13 protein-coding genes are annotated in these 14,927 nt (G+C 48.8%); 11 read left to right on the forward strand and 2 right to left on the reverse strand.

From position 1 onward, the window contains the following. Positions 1–9: 9 nt before the first annotated feature. Both B2Q61_RS05205 and recQ read right to left on the reverse strand, forming a co-directional pair. Positions 10–2,109 (reverse strand): sensor domain-containing diguanylate cyclase, encoded by a 2,100-nt coding sequence (locus B2Q61_RS05205; RefSeq protein WP_290620195.1) that lies wholly within the window; start codon positions 2,107–2,109, stop codon positions 10–12. A 126-nt stretch (positions 2,110–2,235) separates the two neighbouring features. Next, positions 2,236–4,032, reverse strand: coding sequence for a DNA helicase RecQ (gene recQ / locus B2Q61_RS05210; RefSeq protein ID WP_290620197.1), 1,797 nt, complete (start codon positions 4,030–4,032; stop codon positions 2,236–2,238). 305 nt (positions 4,033–4,337) lie between these two features. Here recQ and pdhR point away from each other — a divergent pair, with 305 nt between their 5' ends. The 11 genes from pdhR to B2Q61_RS05265 all read left to right on the forward strand — a co-directional run bounded on the left by pdhR (position 4,338) and on the right by B2Q61_RS05265 (position 14,917). Further along, the gene (gene pdhR / locus B2Q61_RS05215; protein WP_290620199.1) at positions 4,338–5,096 is read left to right on the forward strand and encodes a pyruvate dehydrogenase complex transcriptional repressor PdhR; all 759 of its coding nucleotides are present in this window, start codon (positions 4,338–4,340) and stop codon (positions 5,094–5,096) included. Positions 5,097–5,148: 52 nt separating this feature from the next. Next, positions 5,149–7,815, forward strand: a complete 2,667-nt coding sequence (gene aceE / locus B2Q61_RS05220; protein ID WP_290620201.1) for a pyruvate dehydrogenase (acetyl-transferring), homodimeric type — start codon at positions 5,149–5,151, stop codon at positions 7,813–7,815. Positions 7,816–7,826: 11 nt separating this feature from the next. Next, positions 7,827–9,557, forward strand: a complete 1,731-nt coding sequence (gene aceF / locus B2Q61_RS05225; RefSeq protein ID WP_290620203.1) for a dihydrolipoyllysine-residue acetyltransferase — start codon at positions 7,827–7,829, stop codon at positions 9,555–9,557. 174 nt (positions 9,558–9,731) lie between these two features. After that, positions 9,732–11,144: a dihydrolipoyl dehydrogenase gene (gene lpdA / locus B2Q61_RS05230; protein ID WP_290620205.1), complete on the forward strand. Its 1,413-nt coding sequence runs from the start codon at positions 9,732–9,734 to the stop codon at positions 11,142–11,144. A 132-nt stretch (positions 11,145–11,276) separates the two neighbouring features. Further along, positions 11,277–11,717, forward strand: a complete 441-nt coding sequence (locus B2Q61_RS05235; protein ID WP_290620207.1) for a T6SS effector amidase Tae4 family protein — start codon at positions 11,277–11,279, stop codon at positions 11,715–11,717. After that, a complete protein-coding gene (locus B2Q61_RS05240) occupies positions 11,693–12,127 on the forward strand; it encodes a hypothetical protein (RefSeq protein WP_290620209.1) in 435 nt (144 codons plus the stop codon). The genes B2Q61_RS05235 and B2Q61_RS05240 overlap by 25 nt, the downstream gene beginning before the upstream one ends. A 2-nt stretch (positions 12,128–12,129) precedes the next feature. Continuing rightward, complete coding sequence (locus B2Q61_RS05245; RefSeq protein WP_290620211.1) at positions 12,130–12,507, forward strand: T6SS amidase immunity protein Tai4 family protein; 378 nt, start codon at positions 12,130–12,132, stop codon at positions 12,505–12,507. A gap of 166 nt (positions 12,508–12,673) precedes the next feature. Beyond that, a complete protein-coding gene (yafN, locus tag B2Q61_RS05250; protein WP_290620213.1) occupies positions 12,674–12,967 on the forward strand; it encodes a type I toxin-antitoxin system antitoxin YafN in 294 nt (97 codons plus the stop codon). Continuing rightward, a complete protein-coding gene (locus B2Q61_RS05255) occupies positions 12,964–13,359 on the forward strand; it encodes a type II toxin-antitoxin system YafO family toxin (RefSeq protein ID WP_290620215.1) in 396 nt (131 codons plus the stop codon). Before yafN ends, B2Q61_RS05255 begins: the two co-directional genes overlap by 4 nt. Positions 13,360–13,433: 74 nt before the next feature. After that, entirely contained in the window at positions 13,434–14,441 is a 1,008-nt protein-coding gene (locus B2Q61_RS05260) for a nuclease-related domain-containing protein (protein WP_290620217.1), read from the forward strand. 143 nt (positions 14,442–14,584) lie between these two features. Beyond that, positions 14,585–14,917: a hypothetical protein gene (locus B2Q61_RS05265; protein WP_290620219.1), complete on the forward strand. Its 333-nt coding sequence runs from the start codon at positions 14,585–14,587 to the stop codon at positions 14,915–14,917. Positions 14,918–14,927 lie beyond the last annotated feature (10 nt).

Here is a 14,927-nt window from a genome sequence, read left to right on the forward strand (position 1 = left end):
AGTAAACAATCAACTGATATGCGTAGGCTCGGTATACAGGTGGATCCGGTTCTGCCCTTTATCCCGGGCAGTGCTGGCAGCAGCAGCTGCCTGAATTAAAAAGCTGTCACTGTCCTGACGGCTGTTATCGATAAGCCGGATGCCAATATTCACGCTTATCGCAAACTGCTGCTGCTGCCAGCTAAAGCTAAAGGCTTTTACTTGATCGACCAGACGGTATGCCACCACCAGTGCTTCATTGGCATTTTTGCCGGGAGACAGCAGGGCAAACTGATCTTGTTCCAGCCGGGCCAGCATATCAGCCGGGGCCAGATTTTGAGCGAGTTGCTGGCCAAGCTGCTTTAACAGATGGTCACCGGCATTATGGCCAAACTGGCTGTTAATATCCGCAAACTGGGCCACATCGATAAATAACAGGCAACTTTTCCGTTTGCCGGTCTGATACAGGGTGCGGGTAAGTTGTTGCAGTAAGTAATGACGATTATACAGGCCGGTTACCGAATCATGGTTGGCCTGATAACTGAGCTGCTCATAAGCCAGTTTCTGTTTACTGATATCAATGACTGAACCATGAATAAAGGCGGGCTCGGTGGCGGTAGCCGGTACCAGCCGGGCAGATAGCAGGGCCCAGAACGGGCTGCGATCGGCTCGCAGGCCACGGATCTCAGCCTGCTGCTGCCCGAACTTATGCAGCTGGCTGGTAAAATCCAGACGATCAGTCGGGTTAGCATAAAACCGTGCCATGCCATTTACGCCAACGTCCTGGCGCAATTCACTGATTTGCTGATAACCCAGGATCTGCAGCAATGCCAGATTTGCGTCCACTAGCTGTCCTTCAGCATTACCAACAAACAAGCCTTCGGTGGCCTGATGAAATAGCGTTTTATACTTGCTGAGTTCTTTTAACGCTGCATGATCAGTGGTTTGTTCTGCGTGAATATGGTCCAGACTGAAATGAATAACCGACATACACAACAGGATCAGCAGCAGCGTTAAATAATGCCATTCCAGCAACTGTTTGAAATAACCCAGCTGCGCCATGGTTAGAATGGCAGCGCTAAGTAACATAAAGAAACAGGCTAATGCCAGCGAACGGGCACTTTTCTGACCGGCTACTGCATAGTGCAGTGTAAGCAAAATATTGCTGCTAAGTAACACGGTAATAGCGCCAAGTAACAACCAGAACCGCCATTCGCCATTAATTAGCAGTGGACTGAATAATAAACACAGGGCCAGCAGGTTATTAAACACGTGTACCTTGTGCCAGATAAACGACAGCGGTTGTTCCAGCCGGGCCCGGATAAACAAGTTAAGACACAGTAATGATATCCCGGAAAAAATGTACAGTATGGCCAGATTGACCGCTGGATTGTCCGGCCACATTAACGGGAAGGCCAGGCCATTTAAAATGGCCAGCACCATCGCAAAACCCGCGAAAAATAAGCCCTGATACAAACGGTGGCGCTGCCGCCGCTGGTTGAACAGTAAAAAACTGTGCAGGGCCAGCATCAGCAAAATACCGCTAAGCACCCCGTCAAATATTGCATTGCCCTGCTGCACACTAATAAAGGCCGCTGGCTGCCAAAGGGTAATGTCACTGGGAACAATAGCCGCATCAACTACCCGCAAATAAACATCAAAATCCTGCTCCGGGCCAAAATCTAATGCAGTTACAAAGCTGCGGTAGGGGAGCGCCCGGACATTGAACGGGTAATCGTTCCCGGTGCGGTTAAGCAGTTCAATATCTTTGCTGGCCCGATCAACCCGGTAAACCTCAAGCTTATCGACCATGGGAAAGTTATATTCGAGCAGCCACGCTACCGGTTGTTTGCTGATATTTCTAAGCCGCGCTTTAAACCATACTGGCTTGTTGTCACTGACCAGAATGCGTTTATCAATCTCGACAGCTTGAAAACTGTGCAGGTAGGCAGGATCGGCCAGAATATCGTCAAGGGTAATGTCACGGGGGGTGCTCAGATAATACAGGGATTGCACGCCGGTTTTGGTGATGGTATCGGGGCTTAGCCGATTACTGTCGGTATCTGCTGCCAAAGGCCAGCTGAAAAGCCACAGCAGCAGGGCATAAATCCAGGGTTTTACTGGTACCACTAAGGCTCTCCGTCGGCAGGCAACTCATTCATAAAAGCGGGATTCTAGCACAGTCTGGCTTCGTCCGGCTCGATTTTAACAGTAGCTTAGCTTAATTGAGTACGTTTTAGCTATACAAAAATAACATTAGCCATTACTGGCCAGATAGTCACCTATTTCAGCAATAAATTCACTGCCGTAGCGGCTGAGTTTAGTATTACCTACCCCCGACACTGCCAACATACTGCTGTTGTCGGTGGGTAAGCGCTGACACATATCAATTAGTGTTGCATCACTAAAAACCACAAACGGCGGCACATCATCCCGTTCAGCCAGTTGTTTACGCAGGGTGCGTAACCTTCCAAATAACGCTCTGTCGTATTTTTGGTTGCCAAGCTTAGCTGGCACTTTCTGGCTGCTTTGCAAGCGTGGTACCGCCAGTTGCAGGTTAGTTTCGCCGCGCAGCAGTGGCCGGGCGGCCGGTAATAGCTGCAGCACAGAGTTGCGGGTGATATCCTGCTGCAAATAGCCAAAATGTACCAGTTGGCGCAGAACGCTTAACCAGTAATCGTGACTATGATCTTTACCCAGGCCCCAGGTGCTTAGCTTATCATGCGCCTGCTCGCGGATTTTCTGATTCTGACTACCCCGCAGCACCTCAATCACGTGCGCCATACCGTAACTTTGTTCTACCCGGTATACACATGACAAGGCTTTACGGGCAAGCTCGGTGGCATCAAACTGCTGCGGCGGGTTTAAACAAATATCACAATTGCCACAGCGCTGCTGGCGGGCTTCGCCAAAGTAATTCAGCAGTACCAGCCGGCGGCAGGTCTGGGCTTCGGCAAAGGCGGCCATTGCCTGAAAGCGTTGCCAGGCCACTTCAGCCCGGGCCGGGTTTTCTTCGGCTTCAAGCCAGCGTTTCATCCGGGTAATATCCGCCGGATCAAATAACATCAGCGCTTCTGCCGGCACGCCATCGCGACCGGCCCGGCCGGTTTCCTGATAATAGGCTTCAATGGTGCGTGGCAATTCAAAATGAATCACAAACCGAATATTAGATTTATTAACGCCCATACCAAAGGCCACGGTGGCGACGATGATTTGAATGTCATCCCGCTTAAAATCGTCCTGCACCCGGCCCCGCCGCTCGCTGTCATGGCCGGCATGGTACGCCGCCACTTTAAAACCGCGCTCGGCCAGCTGGCCGCTCAGTTCATCGACTTTGCGCCGTGAGCTGCAATAAATAATGCCAGCACTGCCTTCCTGCTGTTTTAAATAGCTGACCACTTGCTCCAGTGGCCGGAATTTTTCCTGTACCGTGTAGCGGATATTAGGCCGATCAAAACTGCCGGTATAAATGCAGGGGTTTTGCAACGTCAACTGCTGCACGATGTCCTGACGGGTTGCAATATCGGCGGTGGCGGTCAGCGCCATCACCGGTACGGCAGGAAAACGCTGCTTTAACAGCGCCAGTGCCATATAGTCGGGCCGAAAATCATGGCCCCACTGTGAAATACAATGGGCTTCGTCTATGGCAAATAAACTGACGCCAACATCACTGAGCCGCTCTAAAAATGCCGGCTGCAATAAGCGCTCGGGGGCAACATATAATAATTTTAACTCGCCACGGCGCAGCCTGGCGAACACTTCGAGCACCGCTTCACGGCTTAAGCTGCTGTTAACGAACTCGGCAGCAATACCATTAGCTTGCAGCGCATCAACCTGATCTTTCATCAATGACATTAACGGCGAGACAACAATGGTGACCTGCGGCAAATGTAAGGCGGGTAGCTGATAGCACAACGATTTGCCGCCACCGGTCGGCAGCAGCACAAAGCTGTCGCGCCCCTGCAATGCGGCATCAATAATTTCGGCCTGGCCATCGCGAAAGGCGCTGTAACCGAAAGCTTGTTTTAATGTGGCTAATAACTGTTCTGACACGCGCCGCTGATACCCTGAAAAAATCAGCGGCTATTGTATGCGTTACGCCCGCTGATTTACAGCTTTGCCGCAACTGATTCTAGCTGCAGGGTGAATTGCTGGTCAGACCAATTTGATAATATCAGAAGTGCCTTAATGGTTTTAAAGTGTTAGCTCTAAATATTTTCTGTTTTGCCTTTGCGGCTATTGTCTGCTTTATTTACTTGTTACAGAAAAACTGTTAACGTATCGCCTCTTTTTAATATTGGTAATACCAATTTACAATTTGTCGAAAGGCAACTCAGCACAAGCGAAGCTAACCTGACATGGCAGATTATAAAATTAAACCCGCTAAACTCTCAGACCGTATCGTAGAGCAGCTGGAAAACATGTTGCTGGAGGGCAGTTTTTCACCGGGTCAGCGCTTGCCGGCGGAGCGCGAACTGGCCGAGCGGTTCGATGTGTCCCGGCCATCGTTGCGCGAGGCGATCCAGAAACTGGAGGCCAAGGGCTTGCTAAGCCGGCGCCAGGGCGGCGGCACCTTTGTCTGTGACAATTTAGCGGTGGGCTTAACCGATCCTTTATTTGCATTGATAGGTCGCCACCCGGAGTCGCAGTTCGACTTACTGGAATTTCGCCATGCATTGGAAGGTATTTGTGCCTACTACGCCGCGCTGCGCGGCACGGCAGCGGATCATCAGCAAATTAAAGATTTATACGACAGCATTTGTTTGAGCCAGCAACAGCAGGATGTTGATGCCGAAGCCAAAGCGGTCGGCCAGTTTTATCTGGCGGTAGCCGAGGCCTCGCATAATGTGGTGTTGCTGCATTTGGTTCGGGGCTTAACGCCGCTGGTAGAACAAAATGTGCGGTTAAACCTGGTGGCGCTGGCAGCGCGCGAAGGTAGTGCAGCGCAGCTTAATGCTCACCGTCAGCGCTTAATGCAGGCGGTAATTAACGGCGAGCCGGAAAAAGCCCGCCAGGCCAGTAATGGCCACTTAGCTTTTATTGAAGAAGCCCTGTTGGAAGTAAACAAAGAACGCTCGCGAATTGAGCGCTCATTGCGTCGCTCCCAGCAAGGCTGATAACCTGATAATTTTGAACGCGTAGGCGTGAATAACCATAGGAAACCTCGATATGTCTGAAGTCAGTAAGAATGACATCGACGCTCTGGAAACAAAAGAGTGGCTGGAAGCACTGGAGTCAGTGGTTCGCACCGAAGGTGTGGAGCGGGCGCAGTTTCTGCTTGAGCAGGTATTAGAACAAGCCCGGTTAGAGGGCGTGGCCATGCCAACCGGTGTTACCACTAACTATATTAATACCATTCCACCACAGCAAGAGCCGGCTTATCCTGGCGATGTCAATCTGGAACGACGTATCCGCTCGGTTATTCGCTGGAACGCTATCATGATCGTGCTGCGCGGCTCGAAAAAAGAGCTGGAGCTGGGCGGCCATATGGCATCATACCAGTCGTCTGCGGCATTTTATGAAACCTGTTTTAACCACTTTTTCCGTGCGCCGAATGAAAAAGATGGTGGCGACTTAGTCTATTATCAGGGCCATATTTCACCGGGTATTTATGCCCGTGCCTTTGTTGAAGGTCGTTTAACGGCTGAGCAATTGGATGGATTCCGCCAGGAAGTGGATGGCAAGGGTTTATCAAGCTACCCGCACCCGAAATTAATGCCAGAGTTCTGGCAGTTCCCGACGGTATCAATGGGCTTAGGCCCGATCGCCGCTATATATCAGGCTCGCTTTTTAAAATATTTAAATGGCCGCGAGTTAAAAGACACCACCGACCAGCGCGTTTACGCCTTTTTAGGTGATGGTGAGATGGACGAGCCGGAATCACGCGGTGCCATCAGCTTTGCTGCCCGCGAAAAACTGAATAACCTGTGTTTCCTGGTTAACTGTAACCTGCAGCGCCTGGATGGCCCGGTAATGGGCAATGGTAAAATTATCCAGGAACTGGAAGGTTTGTTCCGCGGCGCGGGTTGGAACGTAATCAAAGTAGTGTGGGGCCGTGGCTGGGATAAACTGCTGGCCAAAGACACCACCGGCAAATTGCTACAGCTAATGAATGAAACGGTTGATGGTGATTACCAGACCTATAAAGCCAATGACGGTGCCTTTGTCCGGAAGCATTTCTTTGGCCGGTACCCGGAAACCGCGGCCTTGGTTGCCGACATGACTGACGAGGAAATTTTCGCCCTAAAACGGGGTGGCCATGAACCGTCTAAGCTGTTTGCGGCCTTTAAAGCGGCGCAGGACTGCACCGACAAGCCTACGGTTATTTTAGCCAAAACCGTTAAAGGGTATGGCATGGGTGAAGCCGCAGAAGGCAAGAATATTGCCCACCAGGTGAAGAAAATGGACATGACCCACGTCTTGCAATTGCGCAAGCGCCTGGGCCTTGAAGACTATATCAGTGAAGAAGCGGTTGACGATCTTCCTTATATTGAGTTGCCAAAAGACTCGCCCGAGTTGCAGTATCTGCACGATCGGCGCAATGCGCTGCATGGCTATACCCCGGTAAGGTTGCCTAACTTTACCAAGCCGTTAACGTTGCCAGAGCTGGACGCCTTTGACTCGTTATTAACCGAGCAAAAGCGTGAAATCTCTACCACCATGGGTTACACCCGCATACTCAATGTGTTGTTAAAAGACGAACATATCGGTAAGCAAATCGTACCCATTATTGCCGATGAAGCCCGTACCTTTGGTATGGAAGGCCTGTTCCGGCAGATTGGTATTTACAACCCGGGTGGCCAGACATACACCCCGGAAGACCGTTCCGTAGTGTCGTATTATAAAGAAGATGTCGGCGGTCAGGTATTACAGGAAGGCATTAACGAACTGGGTGCGATGTCATCCTGGGTAGCGGCAGCCACTTCGTACAGCACCAACGATTTACCGATGATCCCGTTCTACATTTATTACTCGATGTTTGGTTTCCAGCGGGTGGGCGATATGGCCTGGATGGCTGGCGATCAGCAGGCCCGTGGCTTCCTGTTAGGCGCGACGGCCGGCCGCACCACCCTGAACGGTGAAGGTCTGCAACACGAAGACGGCCACAGCCATGTGCTGGCCAGCACCGTGCCTAACTGTATTTCGTATGACCCGACTTATGTCTACGAGCTGGCGGTGATTATGCAGGACGGTATTCGCCGGATGTATGGCCCGGATCAGGAAAACATTTATTACTACATTACGGTAATGAATGAGAACTACCACCACCCGGCCATGCCAAAAGGCGCCGAGGAGGGTATTCGCCGCGGTATTTATAAGCTGGAGTCGTATAACGGCGATCGCGGCAAAGTACAGTTGCTGGGCTCAGGTACCATCTTTAATGAAGTGCGTAAAGCCGCTGAAATTCTGAGTAAAGATTATGGTGTAGCATCTGACGTTTACTCGGTTACCTCGTTTAACGAGCTGGCCCGTGATGGCCAGGACGTTGAGCGTTACAATATGCTTAACCCTGATGCGAAAGAGAAAACGCCTTATGTTGCCACGGTAATGGGCAAGGCGCCGGCTATTGCTGCTACCGACTATATGAAAAACTACGCTGATCAAATTCGGGCCTTTATCCCGGCGGTTTCCTACAAGGTGCTGGGTACTGATGGTTATGGCCGCTCTGACAGCCGCGAAAACCTGCGTCGTCATTTTGAAGTAAATGCTGGTTATATTGTGGTAGCAGCGTTAAGCGAACTGGTAAAACAGGGCGAGCTGAAAAAAGCGGTGGTAAGCGAAGCCATTAAGAAATTTGGCATTGATGCAACCAAAACCAACCCGTTGTACGCGTAAGGGGATAACTAATGACGAATGAAATTAAAGTACCCGACATTGGTGCAGATGAGGTTGAAGTAACCGAAATACTGGTTAAGGTTGGTGACAAGATTAAACCCGAGCAGTCTTTATTAAGCGTTGAAGGCGATAAAGCAGCGATGGATATTCCGTCTCCTGCGGGCGGCGTGGTCAAAGAAATTAAAGTAAAAACCGGCGACAAGATAGAAACCGGTAGCCTTATTATGATTTTTGAAGGCGACGCTGAAGAAGATTCGAAAGACAGCGACGACAAAGACCCGCAAAACGCTAAGCAAGCTGATGATAAAAAGTCAGATGATAAAACCTCAGATAAGCAAAAATCAGCAGACAGCAAGCCCGCTGAGAAAAAGTCTGGTGGCAGCGCCAGCAAAGACGTTGAAGTGCCAGACATTGGTGGCGACCCGGTTGAAGTAACCGAAATACTGGTAAAAGTGGGTGACAGCGTGAAAGCCGATCAGTCACTGCTAAGCGTCGAGGGCGACAAAGCCAGTATGGAAGTGCCGGCACCGTTCGAGGGCAAGGTAAAAGAAATTAAGGTGAGCGTCGGTGACAAAGTTGAAACCGGTAGCCTGATTATGGTGTTTGAAACTGCCGCCGATGACGCTGACTCTGTTGAGCAGAGCGCTGATAGCGCCAGCGAAGACAGCAGCAAGGACGACAAAAAAGACGATAAGAAAGGCGACAGCAAAAGCGACAATAACGCCAGCGGGCAGAGTTCAGCCAAAGCTGACAGCGCAGACAAAGCGGACAAAGGCGACGGTTTTGTTGAAAACAAAGCTTATGCCCACGCCTCGCCGGTTATCCGCCGCTTAGCCCGTGAATTCGGCATTAACTTAGCCAAAGTTAACGGCACCGGCCGTAAAGGCCGGGTAGTGAAAGAAGACGTGCAGAACTATGTGAAGCAGCTTGTTAAGCAGGCAGAAAGTGGCTCGGTAGCAGGTGCCGGTGGCGTAGGTGGTGAACATAGTAAGCTGGGCTTTGATTTAATTGCCTGGCCAAAAGTCGACTTTGCCAAGTTTGGTGAGGTAGAAAGCAAGCCGTTATCACGGATTCAAAAGCTGTCGGGTAATAATTTGCATCGCAACTGGGTGCGTATTCCGCACGTTACCCAGTTTGATGAAGCCGACATTACCGGCCTGGAAGATTTCCGCAAAGAGCAGAATGCTCTGGCCGAGAAGAAGAAAATGGGCGTGAAATACACCCCGCTGGTATTTATTATGAAAGCGGTGGCTAAGGCACTGGAAGACTACCCTACCTTTTGCAGTTCGCTGTCTGAAGATGGCCAGAGCCTGATAATGAAAAAATATATTCATTTAGGTATCGCAGTTGATACGCCAAATGGCCTGGTAGTGCCGGTAGTGAAAGATGTAAACAAAAAAGGCATTATTGAACTATCGCGTGAGCTGATGGAAATCTCCTCTAAGGCGCGGGAAGGCAAGTTAAGTTCTGCCGATATGCAGGGCGGCTGTTTTACTATCTCCAGTTTAGGTGGTATTGGCGGTACGGCGTTCACGCCCATAGTTAATGCCCCCGAAGTGGCCATTCTGGGAGTTTCTAAATCAGAGATTAAACCAAAATGGAACGGTAAAGAGTTCGAGCCTAAGTTAATGGTGCCATTGTCGGTATCTTATGATCACCGGGTAATAGATGGCGCCTTAGCAGCACGCTTTACCGCCACCCTGGCCAGTTACCTGGCCGATATCCGGCAAATTATTATGTAAAACCGGCTTACGCCAGCAAAAACTGGCGTAATTTTACAGTAGTAACGCAATCTTGGGTTACAGAGTGGCGGCGCAAATGGTAAAATTCCGCCACTTTTTTCGCCTGATGGCCGTACCCTACAAAGTAATGCTGTTAGAACACCGGGAAAACCGGACAATTATGAAGGTAATACGATGAGCAACGATATTAAAACTCAGTTAGTAGTCGTGGGCGCAGGCCCTGGCGGTTATTCTGCAGCATTTCGTGCCGCAGATTTAGGTTTAGACGTCACGCTGGTTGAAGCACGTAGCACCTTAGGTGGCGTGTGTTTAAACGTCGGCTGTATTCCGTCTAAAGCCTTATTACACGTTGCCAAGGTTATTGACGATGCCCATGATATGGCATCGCACGGCGTTACCTTTGGTGAGCCAAAAATTGATTTAGACAAAATCCGTGACTGGAAAGATAAAGTGGTTGGCCAGTTGACCAATGGCCTGGGCGGCATGGCGAAAATGCGCAAAGTTAAGGTAGTTAACGGTTTCGGTAAATTTACCGGTGCTAACACCTTAGAAGTTGGTGATACCAAAATTACCTTTGAACACGCCATTATTGCTGCAGGCTCAGAGCCGGTATCCCTGCCGTTTATTCCAAAAGACGACGACCGGGTTATCGATTCTACCGGCGCGCTGGAATTAAAAGACATTCCTGGCGAAATGCTGGTATTAGGTGGCGGTATTATCGGCCTGGAAATGGGTACCGTTTATCGCGCGCTGGGTTCTAAAGTATCAGTGGTAGAATTCGCTGATCAGTTAGTACCGGCAGCCGACGCTGACTTAGTAAAAGCCTATACCAAGTACAACAGCAAAAAATTCAACATTATGCTGTCGACCAAGGTAACCAATGTTGAAGCCAAAAAAGACGGCTTATACGTCACCTTTGAAGGTAAAAACGCGCCAGAGAAAGCGGTACGTTACGACAAAATTCTGGTCGCGGTTGGCCGCAAGCCAAACGGCAACCTGTTAGACGCCACCAAAGCCGGTGTTGAGGTAGACGAGCGTGGCTTTATTAACGTGGACAAGCAACTGCGTACTAACGTGAAGCACATTCACGCCATTGGTGATGTTATCGGCCAGCCGATGTTAGCGCACAAAGCGGTACACGAAGGCCACGTAGCGGCTGAAGTGATCTCTGGCATGAAGCACTACTTCGACCCACGCTGCATTCCATCTGTAGCGTACACCGACCCGGAAATGGCCTGGACCGGCATTACCGAGAAAGAAGCGAAAGAGCAGGGCGTAAAAGTAGAAACCGCCACCTTCCCATGGGCAGCATCAGGCCGTGCCATCGCCTCAGCCCGTACTGAAGGTTTCACCAAGCTGATATTCGACAAAGAAACTCACCGCATTTTAGGTGGCGCTATTGTTGGTATTAACGCCGGTGAAATGCTGGGTGAAATCTGCTTAGCAGTAGAAATGGGTGCCGACGCTGAAGATATCGCGTTAACCATTCACGCTCACCCAACGCTGAACGAGTCTATTGGCTTAGCTGCTGAAATCTACGAAGGCTCCATCACCGACCTGCCAAACCCGAAAGCCAAGAAAAAGTAATTTTCTGGGTTAGTAAGAATAAACAAAGGCCGCAAATGCGGCCTTTGTTTATTCTGTTCACTTTTTTTGCAAATAATAAACAATGTGTTAATCTTTTTGCTCAACAACAAACATGCAAAAAGGATTAGCACAATGCTGGTACAGTTCAGTAAATTATGGAAAAACCACCCGTATCCGAAGTTTCCCTGCGACAAAGCATTATTTCCAAATCAGTGCGCTATTCGGATGGGCGTGGCGTTAGAACTATCTGGTGTTGATACGTCCAGCTTCGACACCAAGTACCCACAGAGACGTTGCTACCCTGGTTTAAACCACAGTCCACGACATATCTTGGCAGCGCAAGAGCTAGCCAACTGGCTTGATGATACTGGCAACAATGCATTCGGCAGCAAAAGAGTGATCAGAGGTGGTGCGCTTGAAACCTTAAAAAGTAAAAAAGGCATCGTTTTTATAATGAACGGCTGGAGTAGCACAGACCATATCGATTTATGGGATGGCGAAACTTTAAAAGGTGGTGCTCCCGACTGGCTGAATTTAGGAGATGAGGTATGGTTTTGGGAAATTACACTGTGAGCCGTCTCGTTTTTCTGGCTGCTATTTTGGCTGTGACTTCATGTGCCCAGGCTGAGATCAGTATTAGTTCTGCCAACGATGTATGTACAGTCACAAGTGAGGGTAAGAGCTACGAATTACAACTTACACCACCTTGCAGCCTGGTTAAAGTTGACTACAAAGATCATGACTATTTCCAGTATGACGACAGCAACGTATTTATAGTGGCAGGCAAACCGGCACCGCTGGCGCAGTTAGCTAAATGGTCTGTAACTGAAGATGATAATTGCTCATTACAATCGCAGGCGGTAATAGTAACAGACGAAAAGGTGCAGTTATCTGTTGTTATGCATGATGCGTTGATCTGCCCAGACATTGGTCTGGATGAAAAAGTGTACCGAGATTTCTTCGATAATATGATGACTAAGTAAGTGTGAAAGCCAAAGCAGCGTTAACGGCATTTATTTCAATGACGGCTGTGTCAGGCATGGCCCTGGCGGATAAGGCGTTTAAACAGCAAAGCGAAATAAAGCTGTTTCAGCATTATGCCCAGGCAAGTTGTTTAGCGACTGCCTTCACAGAGGGGGACATACACCAGCAGGCTGTTAGTGCATTAAACGGTTACCGCGAGTTTGGTGCCATGCCGCTGGAGGCTTATCAGGAACTGGCAGAGCCAATCCAGCAGTGGTTAAAGAAAGACTATGCCACCCAGGCTGGTCAGCAAAATAACCTGATGAAGTGTATCGACTTTTCAGAGTCTGAGTGGGTAACGAAAATCTATCAGGGCTATGCGGCCAAACCAAAAAGCTAAATAAAGGTATTTTTGAATTTTGGAGAAGACGAAGGCCGCAAACGTGGCCTTTGTTGTTTGTTTTTGCCCGCCTTGCAATCTATCGTGCTATCTACCATACTGGCATTGTGCATAATTTAATATATGGTTATGTACATAATTAAGTGTTTCTTCTCTGAGGTGGGTTATGGCGTCACATGCTATTTTGGCGGAAAAGGCGGTTTCGGTATCTGAAGCCCGCAAGAACTTAAGCCAGTATTTTATCGATGAACCTGTGGCCGTGTTGTCGAATAACAAGCCTACCGGTTATATGCTAAGTGCTGAGTTATATGAAAAAATGCTGCGAATTATCGAGGCATCCGGCGCTGCGGAACCCGGGTTATTCCGACCAGCAGCCACTAGACTAAAAGAGATCAGCCGGATCAGTGAGAAGCTACTGTTAGAAGCTGATACAGCCAAGTTGAGCGAATTTAGCGAGTGATCCGGGTATTTACCAGCAAGGTCCTTGATGAAGCGCTAACGCCAGCAGAGAGAACTGCGTTAATTCAGGATTTTAAGCAGTATAAGACTGGAGTGCTACCTGCCTTATTTAGAAAAGATGTGCCGTACGATCATCCACTAAACCTCGATATAATTAAACAAGAGCAGGTACGGCATATTCATCTGGCAGAAAATGGCACTGGATTTCCTATTCTTACCGCTCAGTTTAAAAGAACCAGCGATACGCATTTGGTATATTGCCGGGGCTTTACTAGTGAGAATTGCTATTTGCTAATGGCCATTCTAAAACCCAACGCCCATGACTTAGCTAAATCTAACCAACTAATGTACAAGCTCGGGTTAATGGCACAGGCTTTTAGGCAGCAGTTTTGAGGCAAATTAAGTAACTGATTGCCGCTTCCGCATTACCCTGCTAGCATCAGTATTCCATATATCAGGGACGATTTATGCGCCATTGGCTGCTTACCTTATCGTTATTAATGCTTGGCGCACCGCTGGCTTATGGCCAGCAGCAGTACTCTGAGGCTGCCTGCATTTTGCTGCAACAGCAAATAGAGCGCTTTAGCCACCAGCCGCGCCTAAGTACTTACCAGGACAGCAAACGCCAGTTTGCTAAGCATTGCCAAAACCCGCTACCGGCACCAAACCATGATTTGGTATTAACCAATATTCCAGCCAAGCCATCTGTGCTGAATAATTCAAGCCCAACCGCGGCCACAAAACCGGTGGCAGTGCTGCCTGCTAAGCCTGTCGTGGCGTCCAAGTCGGTAGTGGCCACTCCGGCCGATGCCATGAACAAAGTATTGGGCTCGGCTGTGAAAATGCTTGCGATACCTTTTGGTTTTCTGCTGGCTATTTTGTTGGCTAAAGTGATTCTGATTAAGCTGTTCAGAATTAGCGGTGCCAGTATTAAAGGCGCTTTAGCCGAGCGACAGTTAAGGCGGGTACTGCAGCGGGAATTACCGATAGGGTATCACCACTACTCTAATTTGGTACTACCAACTGCGCATGCTGACTTTACTGAGATTGACCATTTGGTGCTTAGCCCATTCGGTATTTTTGTAATCGAAGTGAAGAATTACAAAGGCTGGATTTTTGGCGGCGAAAAGCAACCACAATGGACAGTGCAGAACTTTCGCAGCAAACACAGTTTTCAAAACCCGCTGCATCAGAACTATAAACATACCGAAGCGGTAAAGCATTTACTGGAACTAAGCCCCGCTACAAGCAACGAGCAAGTGCATTCGGTTGTTGCTTTTAGCCTGCGAGCCGAATTTAAAACCCGCATGCCGGCCAATGTGATTTTTATTGAGCTGATCGGCGACTATCTGCAGCAATTTACCGAACCCTGTTTTAGCGATGAGCAATTGCGCCAGTTTGCTGCACGGTTAAATATGGCGGCCGATAGCAGAAAAGTACTGAGCAAACTGCATATGCAGCAGTTTGATGCTTAGACCGATATCATTGTGAAGTTAATTTCTTTCATCTTTTAAGAGTTATCCAAATTTATTACCAAATTAATTTAATTGTGAATTAATTGTAATTTCATTTCTCTTGGTTATAATTCGCTTCTTACATTAAACATAAGGACTTGATAATGACAGAGCAGCAACAGAAAGAGCATGTACGGCAATTAATTAACACGCTATATACCCGCGCAGGGATCAAAACCCAATTCAGGGGCGAAGTTAATGAAGACGTAGCCGCCGTTGCCGGTGACTTACTGACCGACATTTCAAGTTGTTCTGACGCGTTCCGTTGGGTTCCGAAACCTACAGGTGGTAAAGCAAGTATCTTTTGGATTGCCAAAAATATTACCCGAAGTGTAATGACTGATTTGAGTGAAAAGCAGTCTGTTACATGTATGAGGGCGCGCATACTCCAGTACAGAACATCTTTAGATATGGCTGCAGCCGGCCTGGGATATTGATTGAGGCAAT

It is taken from the genome of Arsukibacterium sp. UBA5043 (assembly GCA_002415085.1).
GTDB lineage: Bacteria > Pseudomonadota > Gammaproteobacteria > Enterobacterales > Alteromonadaceae > Alishewanella.

Coding starts and splice junctions, on each gene's coding strand:
- B2Q61_RS05240 (WP_290620209.1), top strand. CDS start 11,693: ATGGTTTTGGGAAATTACACTGTGAGCCGTCTCGTTTTTCTGGCTGCT.
- B2Q61_RS05235 (WP_290620207.1), top strand. CDS start 11,277: ATGCTGGTACAGTTCAGTAAATTATGGAAAAACCACCCGTATCCGAAG.
- B2Q61_RS05265 (WP_290620219.1), top strand. CDS start 14,585: ATGACAGAGCAGCAACAGAAAGAGCATGTACGGCAATTAATTAACACG.
- B2Q61_RS05260 (WP_290620217.1), top strand. CDS start 13,434: ATGCGCCATTGGCTGCTTACCTTATCGTTATTAATGCTTGGCGCACCG.
- aceF (WP_290620203.1), top strand. CDS start 7,827: ATGACGAATGAAATTAAAGTACCCGACATTGGTGCAGATGAGGTTGAA.
- lpdA (WP_290620205.1), top strand. CDS start 9,732: ATGAGCAACGATATTAAAACTCAGTTAGTAGTCGTGGGCGCAGGCCCT.
- yafN (WP_290620213.1), top strand. CDS start 12,674: ATGGCGTCACATGCTATTTTGGCGGAAAAGGCGGTTTCGGTATCTGAA.
- aceE (WP_290620201.1), top strand. CDS start 5,149: ATGTCTGAAGTCAGTAAGAATGACATCGACGCTCTGGAAACAAAAGAG.
- pdhR (WP_290620199.1), top strand. CDS start 4,338: ATGGCAGATTATAAAATTAAACCCGCTAAACTCTCAGACCGTATCGTA.